Consider the following 11742-nt stretch of genomic DNA (forward strand, 5'->3'; position numbering starts at 1 on the left):
GCCGAGAGTGGGGGAGGCCCGCACAGTATTGGGGTGTGACGGATGGTGGAGAGCGCAGGCGGGGGGCCGGGCGACGGCGCCGCCGAGATGCTCGACCGTCCGCTGCCGGACGGCGTGCGGCGCAGGGTCGTACAGATCGTCTCCGACGGCTTCGGCGGGCTGACCGTCGGCGAACTGCCCGTCCAGTTGCGGCAGTACGCCCGGTTCGCACCCAACCGGCGGGCGAAGTTCGCGGGCAACGCGATGGCCGCCGCGCTGGAGACCGATCCGCTCTTCCGGCAGCGCATCGCCGAGAAGTTCAGAGAGGCCCAGCCGGAACTCGCCGGCGCTCTCGACTCCGGCTCGCCGACCCCGGCCGCGGACCCGCACGAAGTGGCGGCCGCGGCCTATGTGCTGCGGCCCACCGGCTGGGTGAAGCTGGTCACCGCGGCCGGTGAGGAGGCCCAGCGGGCGGACGCCGAGCGGGCCGGCGAGGAGAGCCGGGCCGAACTGGAGCGGCTGCGCGAGGAGCTCGACCGCGCCCGTGAGCAGTCCCGGGCGGGCAGCGAGGGGCTGCGCGCCGAACTGGACGCCACGAAGAAGGAAGCGGAATCGCTCCATCGCAAGCTGCGGTCGGCCCTCAGCGACGTGAAGCGGGGCGAGGCGGCGCTGCGCAAGGTGCGCGGCGAGCTGGAGACCGTACGCGCCGAGGGGCAGACCCAGGTGTCGGCCGCGGAGAGCGAGACCCGGCGGCTGAAGGCGCGGCTCGGCGAGGTGGAGGCGGCGCTGGAGGCCACCCGGCGGGCGGCGCGCGAGGGGCGCAGCGTCGAGGACATGCGGCTGCGGCTGCTGCTGGACACGGTGCTCGACGCGGCCCAAGGGCTGCGGCGGGAACTGGCGTTGCCGCCGGTGTCGGTGCGTCCTGCGGCAACCGTCGACGCGGTCGAACCGGGACGAATGACCCCGAAGGACATCGCCACCCGTGCTCTGTCGGAGAACGATCCGGCCATTCTCGACCAGTTGCTCGCGCTGCCCCAGGCCCATCTCGTCGTCGACGGCTACAACGTCACCAAGACCGGCTATCCGCAGATGCCGTTGGAGAAGCAGCGGCTCAGGCTTCTCGGGCAGCTCTCGCAGCTCGCCGCGCAGACCGGGGCCGAGGTCACCTGTGTCTTCGACGGGGCCGAACTGGCCGCTCCGGTGCTGCTCGCGCCGCCGCGCGGGGTGCGGGTGCTGTTCTCCAAGCCGGGTGTCACGGCCGACGAGCTGATCCGTCAGCTGGTGCGGGCCGAGCCGCCGGGGCGGCCGGTCATCGTCGCCTCGACCGACCGTGAGGTGGCCGACGGGATCGCCGAGGCGGGTGCCCGACCGGTGGCTTCCGCGGTACTTCTGAAGCGGCTGTCCTAAACGTCGAAGTTCCAGGTTTATTGCCCGAATTGGTGGGATCGTCACGCAACGTAGCGTCAATCGAGCATGACTACACGTGAGTTGATTGAAAAAACTGCGTCGCATGATGGGTTTTTTTCTCCTGAGGATTTGAACTGATCACGGCGAGGTCACTAAGGTCAGGGCTCGCATCTCCAAACGGGTGATCACTCAAAAGAAGGAGCCCGTCTCCGTGGCGTCCCACCGTCGACCGAAGCAGCCGAGTCGCGCACGCGTGACCGTGCTGACCACCGCAGCCGCCGCTGCCGTCGTACTGAGCTCGCAGGCCGCCAACGCGGCACCCAGCGAGAAGCTCACCAAGGACGAGGTCAAGACCAAGGTCGACAAGCTCTACGAGGACGCGGAGCAGGCCACCGAGAAGTACAACGGTGCCAAGGAGAAGCAGGAGAAGCTCCAGAAGGAGATCTCCACCATCCAGGACAACGTCGCTCGCGGTCAGGCCGACCTCAACGAGCTGCGCGACTCCATGGGTCTGGCCGCCGCGGCCCAGTACCGCACCGGGTCCATAGACCCCTCCCTGCAGCTGCTCCTCTCCTCGAACCCGGACGACTACCTGGACAAGGCGTCCGCCGCCGACCAGCTCAGCGCCCAGCAGGTCGAGGCGCTGAAGAAGATCCAGGAGAAGCAGCGCGAGCTCGCCCAGGAGCGCAGCGAGGCGTCCACCAAGCTCAAGGACCTCGCGACCACCCGCACCGAACTGGGCAAGAAGAAGAAGGAAGTCCAGGCCAAGCTCACCGAGGCGCGCAAGCTCCTCAACACGCTGACGGCCAAGGAGCAGGCGTCCCTCGCGGCCGCCGACGCCCGCGCCAGCCGCGACGCCGGCGACCGGGTGGACCTCGGCGACTCCCCGACGGGCTCCGGCCGGGCCATGGCCGCCTTCCAGGCCGCCCAGAGCCAGCTCGGCAAGCCCTACCAGTACGGCGCCACCGGCACCGCGACGTACGACTGCTCGGGTCTGACCTCCTGGGCCTACGCCCAGGCCGGCGTCTCCATCCCGCGCACCTCGCAGGCCCAGGCCAACGCCGGTACGCGCATCTACTCGCAGAGCGCCCTCAAGGTCGGCGACCTCGTCATCTTCTACGGCGACCAGCACCACGTCGGCTTCTACGCGGGCAACGGCCAGGTGCTGCACGCCCCGCGCACCGGCACCGTCGTGCGCTACGAGTCGATCAACAACATGCCCTTCCAGTTCGGCGTCCGGATCTGATCGGTCCCGAGATCGGGACACCACGCCGCCCGAACGGGCGAATTACGACAACGAGAAGTGACCCCACGCCCCGCCGGTGACCTGCGTCAGCGGCGGGGCGTCACTGTGCGTTGCCGCCGAGGTCTTTGGCCGAGCCCCCACCGCGGGGCTACTGTCTGCCGCGTTTCCCTGTCCGCCAGCGGAAGGAGCGCGGCTTCCCGTGGGGTCCCATCGCCGCCTTGCACAGTCCGGGTTCGACCGGGGCGCCGGCAGCGCCCTGAGCGTGCTGTCCGTCGCGGCCGCCGCACTCGGCGCCGTGTCCGCCGTACCGGCCACGGCCGCTCCGCACGACGACACCCGGGCCGAGGTGGACCGTCTCTACGAGGAGGCCGAGAAGGCCACCGAGGCCTACAACACGGCCGACGAGCGCGCCGACACCCTGCGGGGGCAGGTCGGCGTGGCCCAGGACCACATCGCCCGGCAGCAGGAGCGCATCAACGGCCTGCGTGAGCAGCTCGGTTCGCTGGCCGGCGCCCAGTACCGCTCCGGCGGCCTCGACCCCTCCCTGGCGCTGCTGTTCTCCGACGACCCGGAGGAGTACCTCGCCAAGGCGTCCGTCCTGGACCGGATCACCGCCCACCAGGCCGGGGAGCTGAGGGAACTCCAGGGCGCCATGCGCGAACTCACCCAGGAGCGCGCCGAGGCGGCGGGCAAGCTCGCCGAACTGGAGAAGAGCCGCAAGGCCGTGGTGCGGCACAAGCGGACCGTGGAGCAGAAGCTCGCCAAGGCGCGGCAGCTGCTCAACGCCCTGCCGTCCGCCGAACGCGCCGCCTTCGACCGGTCCTCCCGCTCCGGCCGGGACACCATGCCCGACCTGTCGGGCGCCGTCCCGGCCTCCGGCCGCGCGGGGGCCGCCGTGGCCGCCGTCCGCTCCGCGCTCGGCAAGCCGTACGTGTGGGGCGCCAACGGGCCCACCGGGTTCGACTGTTCGGGCCTCATGCAGTGGTCGTACGCGCAGGCCGGGATCTCGCTGCCGCGCACCTCGCAGGCCCAGGCGCACGCGGGCCGGCGGGTGCCGCTCTCCCAGGCCCAGCCCGGCGACATCGTCACCTACCGCTCCGACGCCAGCCATGTCGGCATGTACGTCGGCAACGGGCAGGTCGTCCACGCCCCCTATCCGGGTGCGCCGGTGCGTTACGACCCGGTCGGGATGATGCCGGTCTCGTCCGTCACCCGGCCCTGAACGGAGCCCCGGCGGGGCCGCCGCCGTACGATCGGGAGGATGGCTGGTCGAGGGCGGGCGCGCGGACCCGGGGTCCTGGGGCTCTGTCTGCTGCTCGTCTCGCTCCTCGGCCTGCTGGTCGGCTGCGGCGGGCGGGCCGCGTCGGACCACGCGAAGACCGAGGTGCAGCGGGTCCTCGACCGGCGGGCCGCCGCGGTCCTGGACCACGATCAGGGCGCCTACGCGGCCACCGGCGCCGCCGCCGGGTACGCCGCGGTGCGGGCCGTTCCGCTGGCGACCTGGTCGTACCGGGTGACGGCGTTCCACCGCAGCGGGGACACCGCCACCGCCGACGCCGCACTGAGCTACCGCGTCGACGGCTACGACAAGGCCCCGGTGACCACGGCCCGGGTGCTGCGCCTGACCCGTGACGGGGCCGGCCGGTGGTCGGTGGCCTCGGACAAGCCGGCGACGAAGGCCGGCCAGCAGCTGTGGGACCAGGGCACGGTGAGCGTCGTACGGGGTGCGCACAGTCTCGTGCTGGGGGTCGGGCAGTCCGAGGCGCGGCTGCGGTCCTTCGCCGACCTGGCCGACGACGCCGTCCCGGAGGTCTCGGCGGCCTGGGGCACCGGCTGGGCGGGGCAGCTCGTCGTCCTCGTACCGAAGTCGCTGGAGGGCATGGCGGGGCTGCTCGGCTCGCCCGCCTCCTCCTACCGGGGGATCGCCGCGGTCACCACGGGCGAGACGGGCGGCGGGGCCAGGACGCCCGCGGACCGGATCATCGTCAACCCGGACGCGTACGGCATGCTCGGCCGGGTCGGCCGGCAGGTGGTCCTCACCCATGAGGCCACCCATGTCGCGACCCGCGCCCACACCAACGCGGCCACCCCGCTGTGGCTGTCCGAGGGGTACGCCGACTGGGTGGGCTACCGCGGTACCGGTCGTACCCCGGCCGAGGTCGCCCCGGAGCTCCAGCACGCCGTCACGGACGGCGCCGTACCGGTCGCGCTGCCCACCGACGGCGACTTCGGCTTCTCCGGCGACGCCGACCGGCTGGCCCAGGCGTACGAGGGCGGCTGGCTGGCCTGCCGGATGATCGCCGAGCGGTGGGGCGAGGTGAAGCTGGACGCGTTCTACCGGGCCGTGGGGGAGCGCCGCGAGCGGCCGGGGGCGGTGGAGGGCGCGCTGAAGAGCGTGCTGGGCACCTCCCTCGCGCAGTTCACGGCGGACTGGCAGGGCTACCTGAAGGCTCAGCTCGCCTGAGTCAGCTGCTCGATCGCCTCGCGCAGCCAGGCCCGCTCCGCCTCGCCGGTCGCCCGGGCGACCCGCAGCATGCCCTGCCGGAACAGGTCCCCGGCCTCCTCCGCCCGTACGGGCTTCCCCTCGGCGTAGAAGAAGCTCGCAGGTGTCTCGAGGAAGTCCAGCCGGCGCCGTAGGACGGCCGCCTGTTCCCCCCGGTCGGGCAGGTGCCGCAGGAACGCGAGGACCGTGTTGAAGCGGACGTGGTCGGTGATCTCCGGCTGCCGGGGGTGACGGAGACGTTCCAGCAGGTCCGCCCGGCCCTCGTCGGTGAGGGAGAGCACCCGGCGGGGGGCCGCGCCGGCGCCGTCCTCCCGGTGCTGGTCGAGCTTGCCCGCGGTGACGAGACGGGTGATCGCCGGGTAGAGCGCGCCGTCGCTGACCGGGCGGACATGGCCGGTCAGTGCCTTGATCCGCTCCTTCAACTCATAGCCGTGCAAAGGCTCTTCGGCCAGGAAACCGAGGATCGACAGCTCGAGCATGGCCCTCCCTTGCGGACACGATGACGCCATGCTACCTCTTATCGAGTTACCTCGTTTAGAGGTAACTCGACAAGAGGCAATCCGTTCGGAGGCGGCGCGCTCGGAGCTGCCTCGTACGAGGGGGATCCGTCATGGCCGGTCATCGCACACAGCTCGTATCGCTCGCCCGCCCCGTCTACTTCTCGCTGCTCGCCTCCGTCGCCGCCGGGATCATCAACACGGTCTGGGTGTCCCGGCTCGGCGGGTCCGCGGTGGCCGCCGTCGCCGTCGCCACCAACGCCGAGAACGTGCTGCTCGGGGTCGCGCTGGTCTTCGCCTCCGGGACGACGGTGCTGGTCGCCCACGCCAGAGGGGCACGGGATCCGGGTGCCCTGCGGGCGGCCGTGCGGGGCGGCTGGGCGCTGTGCGCGGTGGTCACGCCGGTCGTCGCGGGCGGGGGCTTCCTGCTGCGTGAACCGCTGGCCCGGCTGGTCCTCGGGGGGCACGGCGGCCCCGCCCTGCCCCTCACCGTCTCCTACTTCGCGATCTCGATGCCGGGCATCGCCGTCTTCTTCGGCCAGCAGCTCGTCGACGGCGTCCTCAAGGGGGCCGGGGACACCAGGACCCCGATGCGTCTGGCGCTGCTCGCCAACGGCCTGATCCTGGTCTGCGACCCGCTGTTCATCCACCGCTACGGCGTCCGGGGCGCCGCCGTCTCCACGGTGCTGTGCCGGTGCGTGGCGCTCGGGGCCGGACTGCTCGCCCTGCGGCGCGACGCCGTGCTGCGTACGGCCGCCCGGGCGGCGCCCGCGCTCTCCGCCGGCGCCTCGCTGCGGCGCACCCTGAGGACGGGGCTGCCGATGTCCGCCGACTTCACCCTGCGCCAGGGCGGCGCGCTCGCCCTGGTCGCCGTGGTGGCCCGGCTGGGGGTCACGGCGGTGGCGGCCTACGCGATCGCGTACAAGGTCATGTACGTGGCGACCATGGCCTTCTACGCCGTCCGCCAGGCCGCCTCCATCCATACCGCGCACACCCGGGGCGAGGGCCGCGAGGAGCGCCGGGCGATCGGGCGGCAGGCCGTGCTGGTCTCGGGGGCCGTCGGTCTGGTGGCCGCTGTGCTGCTGTGCGCGACGGCCCCCTGGATCATGGCCGCCTTCGGCGCCGGGCCCGCCGTGGCCCGTGAGGGCGTGCTGTTCCTGCGCTGTGTCGGGCCGTATCTGCTGCTCATGGCCGGGTTCATCGCCCTGGGCGGGGTCTTCGAGGGAAGCGGGGGCGCGCCCGTACTGCTGCGGGTGACCGTGCTCGGCACGGCCGTCCAGCTGCCGTCGGCGTACGCGCTGTCGGGGCTCGGGCTGCCGGGGGTGTGTCTGGCGCTGGCGCTCGGCATGGCGGTGCAGTGCCTGGCGGTGGGGGTGGTGCTGCGGCGGGCGTGGCCCGGGCGTCAGGGTGAGACCGCGGGCTCGCTGGTACGGGCGGCCTGACCGGCCGGGGGAGCGGGGACGGCGTTCTGCGCCGTCGAGCGCCACAGCCGGACGGCCGCGACGATCGTGGCGGCCACCAGCAGGCCGTTGCGCAGGAACATGAGGGTGACGCCGAGCGGGCTGCTCGCGACGACGTCCGCGAAGAAGACGGGGAACTCCAGCACCGTCACGAAGGACGCGGCCAGGACCAGGACAGCGGGCAGGACCATACAGCCGGCGCGGAAGCACAGGCAGACCGCCGCGAGGCCGATCAGCCACACCAGGTACTGCGGGCTGATCACCCGGCTGGTGACGGTGAACAGCAGGACCGCCGTGAACGCCGCCTCCGCGAGCGTCTGCGGCGCGAAGCGCCTCGCCGTCAGCCGCCACAGCAGCAGCCAGCCGAGCGCGACCGCGGTCAGCCCCAGGGCCACGTCGCTCACCACGTCGACGTACGGGCCGAGGAACTCCAGCGAGCCGTAGTTGAGCAGCACCCGGCCCTGCCAGCCGAACCGCCGGGCCACATGCAGGGCGAGCGCGCCCAGCGACTCCACCTCGGTGCCCCGGTCGCGCTGGAAGGTGAGGAAGGCGAAGGCGCCGGGCATGGTCAGGGCGAAGAGCGCGGCCAGCGCGCCGACGGTCACCACCGCCGCGCCCCAGGCCCGCCTGCGCACGGCGCCCGCCAGCAGCAGCACGGGCCACACCTTCAGCAGCACCGCGAGACCCGTCAGCGCGCCCATCACCCGGGGCCGCCGGACGCCGGCGACCAGCGCGGCGACCGCGACCGCCGTCACCGTCACGTCGTAGCGGGAGTAGACGGTAGGACCGAGCAGAGGCACGCCCGCCACCCACATCCAGGCGCCGCGCAGCGACCGGCCGGGGCGCAGTCCCGTGTTCAGCAGCAGCATGAGGACGGCCAGGTCGGCCAGGAAGGCCAGGACGAAGAAGGCCGACGCGTAGTCGAGGAAGGGCAGCAGGCCGGGGGAGAGGATCGCGAGGGCGGCGGCGGGCGGGTACTGCCAGGTGACGTCGGCGGCCGGGAACGTGCCGCCGCTCAGCACCTCGTACCAGCCCTGGTAGGTGACGGAGATGTCGCTGGTGACGTCCGGGCCGGGGAAGAGGAACACCTTGAAGACGAAGAGCAGCAGCGCGAGCCGGGTCACGCCCCAGGTCGTCAGCAGGCACGTCAGGGGCCGCCCCGCGGCCGTCGTCTCCATGGCCCACATGATCTCCCGCGGGGCTGTGAAGCACGGTCGGACGCGGCTGTGAAGAGCGTTTGGATAAGGTCGGCTGCGATGCACAAGACCCTGATCGTGACGAACGACTTCCCGCCCCGCCCGGGCGGCATCCAGGCGTTCCTGCACAACATGGCACTCCGGCTCGACCCCGACCGGCTCGTCGTCTACGCGTCCACCTGGAAGCGTTCCCGCGAGGGCGTCGAGGCGACGGCCGCCTTCGACGCCGAGCAGCCCTTCACCGTCGTACGGGACTCCACGACGATGCTGCTGCCGACGCCCGGGGCGACCCGCAGGGCCGTCGGGCTGCTGCGGGAGCACGGGTGCACGTCGGTGTGGTTCGGGGCGGCCGCGCCGCTCGGGCTGATGGCGCCGGCGCTGCGCAAGGCGGGCGCCGAGCGGCTGGTGGCCACCACCCACGGGCACGAGGCCGGGTGGGCGCAGCTGCCCGCGGCCCGGCAACTGCTCGGCCGGATCGGCGAAAGCACGGACACGATCACCTACCTCGGCGAGTACACCCGCTCGCGGATCGCGACCGCGCTGAGCGCCGGGGCGGCCGGGCGGATGGTGCAGCTGCCGCCGGGCGTCGACGAGAAGACCTTCCACCCGGGGTCGGGCGGCGAGGAGGTGCGGGCGCGGCTCGGGCTGACCGACCGGCCGGTGGTGGTGTGCGTCTCGCGGCTCGTGCCGCGCAAGGGCCAGGACACGCTGATCCTCGCCATGCCGCGGATCCTGGCCGCCGAGCCGGAGGCGGTCCTGCTGATCGTCGGGGGCGGCCCGTACGAGAAGGACCTGCGCAGGCTCGCCCAGGAGCGCGGGGTGGCGGACGCGGTGCGCTTCACCGGGGCGGTGCCCTGGTCGGAGCTGCCCGCCCACTACGGCGCCGGGGACGTCTTCGCGATGCCGTGCCGGACGCGACGGGGCGGACTGGACGTCGAGGGGCTCGGGATCGTCTACCTGGAGGCGTCGGCGACCGGGCTGCCCGTGGTCGCCGGGGACTCGGGCGGGGCACCCGACGCCGTGCTGGACGGGGAGACGGGGTGGGTCGTGCGGGGCGGTTCCCCGGCCGACGCGGCCGAGCGCATCGTCGCCCTGCTCGGGGACGCGGAGCTGCGCCGCCGGATGGGAGAGCGCGGGCGCGCCTGGGTGGAGGAGAAGTGGCGATGGGACCTGCTGGCGGAGAAGTTGAAGACCTTGCTCTAGCTTCCCCCCCCGCCCTGGGCGGAGGGACACAATCCGCTGATGCTGCGCACATGAACAGCTCCACCGTCTACCGCTACGACCTCTTCGGCTCGTCCCGCAAGGTCTTCGCCGACGACTTCACGTACCACCCGCTCGGTGGCTGCGTGCTGGGGAGGGCGACCGACAACTACGGCCGGGTGAAGGGGCTTTCGAAGCTGCACGTCACCGACGGCTCGCTGGTGCCGGGCAACGTCGAGGTGAACCCGTTCGTCACCGTCACCGCCCTCGCCGAACGCACGACGGCGCGGGTCCTCGTGGAGGACACCGCGCCATGACGCTCCGTCAGGATGTACTGAAAAGACGTTACTTGGCGTAGATCGCCTCGATCTCGCCCGCGTAGTCCTTCGCCACCACATTGCGCTTGAGCTTCAGCGACGGCGTGAGGTGGCCCGAGTCCTCCGTGAACTGGGAGGGGAGAATGCGGAACTTCCGCACCGATTCCGCCTTCGAGACCGCGGCGTTGCCGTCGTCGATCGCCGACTGGATGGCGGCCTGCAGGTCGGCGTCCCCGTGCAGCGACGCCGCGGTCGAACCCGCCGGCTTGCCGTGGTCGGCAGCCCAGCGGCCCAGGAACTCCTCGTCGATGGTGACCAGCGCGCCCACGAACGGCCGCCCGTCGCCCACCACCATGCACTCCGCCACCAGCGCGTGCGCCCGGATCCGGTCCTCGATCACGGCCGGCGCGACGTTCTTGCCGCCCGCGGTGACGATGATCTCCTTCTTGCGCCCGGTGATCCGGAGGTAGCCGTCCTCGTCGAGGGTGCCGATGTCACCGGTGTGGAACCAGCCGTCGGCCAGCGCCTCGGCGGTCGCGGCCGGGTTGTTCCAGTACTCCTTGAAGAGGTGCTCGCCGTGCAGCAGCACCTCCCCGTCGTCCGCGATCCGCACGACCGAGCCGGGCAGCGGCTGACCGACCGTGCCGATCTTCTGCCGGTCCCAGGGGTTGAAGGCGGTGGCGGCGCAGGACTCCGTCAGGCCGTAGCCCTCCAGGACGGTGAAGCCGATGCCGCGGAAGAAGTGACCGAGGCGCTCGCCCAGCGGGGCGCCGCCGGAGATCGCGTACTCGCCCCTGCCGCCGAGGACCGCGCGCAGCTTGCTGTAGACGAGCCGGTCGAAGACCTTGTGTTTGATCTTCAGTTTCAGCGGCGGGCCCGCCGGGAGCTCCAGCGCCTTGCTGTAGGCGATCGCGGTGTCGGCCGCCTTGTCGAAGATCGCGCCCTTGCCGTCCGCCTGCGCCTTGGCGCGCGCCGAGTTGTAGACCTTCTCGAAGACCCGCGGCACGCCCAGGATGAGCGTCGGGCGGAAGGCGGCCAGCTCGTCGGTGAGGTTCTTGATGTCCGGGACGGTGCCCAGCTTGATCGGCGCCATCATCGGGGCGATCTGCACCAGCCGGCCGAAGACGTGCGCCAGCGGGAGGAAGAGCAGCACACTGCACTCGCCCGTGCGGAACAGCGGCCGCAGCCGCTCCACGACGTTCCCGCACTCGGCGAAGAAGCTGCGGTGGGTCAGCACACAGCCCTTGGGGCGGCCGGTCGTACCGGACGTGTAGACGATGGTCGCCGGGTCGTCGGCCTTGGCCTGCGAGCTGCGCTCCTCGACGACCTCGTCGGAGACGTCCCTGCCGAGCCGCCCGAGCTCCTCGACGCCCCCGGCCTCGATCTGCCAGACGTGCTTCAACGCCGGCAGCGACTCGCGCACCGACTCCACGGCCGCCGAGTGGCTGTCCAGCTCGACGACGACGGCGGTCGCGCCCGAGTCGGAGAGGATCCACTGCACCTGCTCCGGGGAGCTGGTCTCGTACACCGGCACGGTGACCGCGCCCGCGCACCAGATCGCGAAGTCGAGCAGCGTCCACTCGTAGCGGGTGCGCGACATCAGGGCGACCCGGTCGCCGGGCTGGACGCCGGAGGCGATGAGGCCCTTGGCGGCGGCGTGCACCTCGGCCAGGAAGGCCGTTGCCGTCACGTCCTGCCAGGCGCCGCCCACCTTGCGGGCGATGACGGCGACGTCGGGATGCTGCGCGGCGTTTCTGCGGACGATGTCGGTCAGATTGCCGTCCGCAGGGACCTCGTACAAAGCCGGAAGGCTGAACTCGCGCAAGACTGCTGCTCCTCATCGGGCGCCGGCGCCACGACGTTGTGTGCTGCGACGATGCGGTCCAAGGCTCGGGACTGTGCTCGGGACCTCGGCGGATCTCGATGGTTGAAATCCT

Annotated in this window: 9 protein-coding genes and 1 pseudogene; 7 read left to right on the plus strand and 3 right to left on the minus strand. The window is 72.2% G+C overall.

Annotated features, from left to right (window positions below):
- Positions 1–42 precede the first annotated feature (42 nt).
- From ACFVYS_RS36720 to ACFVYS_RS36735, 4 genes are all read left to right on the plus strand, one after another.
- Positions 43–1386, plus strand: coding sequence for an NYN domain-containing protein (locus tag ACFVYS_RS36720; RefSeq protein WP_389509244.1), 1344 nt, complete (start codon positions 43–45; stop codon positions 1384–1386).
- Between the two features lie 211 nt (positions 1387–1597).
- Complete coding sequence (locus tag ACFVYS_RS36725) at positions 1598–2632, plus strand: NlpC/P60 family protein (protein ID WP_314222675.1); 1035 nt, start codon at positions 1598–1600, stop codon at positions 2630–2632.
- 199 nt (positions 2633–2831) lie between these two features.
- Entirely contained in the window at positions 2832–3854 is a 1023-nt protein-coding gene (locus ACFVYS_RS36730; RefSeq protein WP_389509246.1) for an NlpC/P60 family protein, read from the plus strand.
- Positions 3855–3893: 39 nt separating this feature from the next.
- The gene (locus ACFVYS_RS36735) at positions 3894–5096 is read left to right on the plus strand and encodes a hypothetical protein (RefSeq protein WP_389509247.1); all 1203 of its coding nucleotides are present in this window, start codon (positions 3894–3896) and stop codon (positions 5094–5096) included.
- Here the strand turns inward: ACFVYS_RS36735 and ACFVYS_RS36740 are convergent.
- On the minus strand, positions 5084–5614 hold the full coding sequence (locus ACFVYS_RS36740) for a PadR family transcriptional regulator (RefSeq protein ID WP_389509248.1): 531 nt from the start codon (positions 5612–5614) through the stop codon (positions 5084–5086). The two genes, ACFVYS_RS36735 and ACFVYS_RS36740, sit on opposite strands and share 13 nt — an antisense overlap.
- 131 nt (positions 5615–5745) lie before the next feature.
- On the opposite strand from ACFVYS_RS36740, the gene ACFVYS_RS36745 reads away from it, so the two are divergent.
- Positions 5746–7074, plus strand: coding sequence for an MATE family efflux transporter (locus ACFVYS_RS36745; protein WP_389509250.1), 1329 nt, complete (start codon positions 5746–5748; stop codon positions 7072–7074).
- Here ACFVYS_RS36745 and ACFVYS_RS36750 read toward each other — a convergent pair.
- Complete coding sequence (locus tag ACFVYS_RS36750; protein ID WP_389509252.1) at positions 7035–8270, minus strand: glycosyltransferase 87 family protein; 1236 nt, start codon at positions 8268–8270, stop codon at positions 7035–7037. The genes ACFVYS_RS36745 and ACFVYS_RS36750 overlap by 40 nt on opposite strands.
- Before the next feature lie 78 nt (positions 8271–8348).
- On the opposite strand from ACFVYS_RS36750, the gene ACFVYS_RS36755 reads away from it, so the two are divergent.
- Together ACFVYS_RS36755 and ACFVYS_RS36760 are read left to right on the plus strand one after the other, a co-directional pair.
- Complete coding sequence (locus ACFVYS_RS36755; RefSeq protein WP_389509254.1) at positions 8349–9491, plus strand: glycosyltransferase family 4 protein; 1143 nt, start codon at positions 8349–8351, stop codon at positions 9489–9491.
- Between the two features lie 59 nt (positions 9492–9550).
- Positions 9551–9805, plus strand: a pseudogene (locus ACFVYS_RS36760) (GMC oxidoreductase); the annotation flags it as partial.
- Positions 9806–9833: 28 nt separating this feature from the next.
- On the opposite strand, the gene ACFVYS_RS36765 reads toward ACFVYS_RS36760, so the two are convergent.
- Entirely contained in the window at positions 9834–11630 is a 1797-nt protein-coding gene (locus ACFVYS_RS36765) for an AMP-dependent synthetase/ligase (RefSeq protein ID WP_389509256.1), read from the minus strand.
- Positions 11631–11742: the final 112 nt, after the last annotated feature.

It is taken from the genome of Streptomyces sp. NPDC058295, from assembly GCF_042880655.1.
GTDB classification, from domain to species: Bacteria; Actinomycetota; Actinomycetes; order Streptomycetales; family Streptomycetaceae; genus Streptomyces; species Streptomyces coriariae.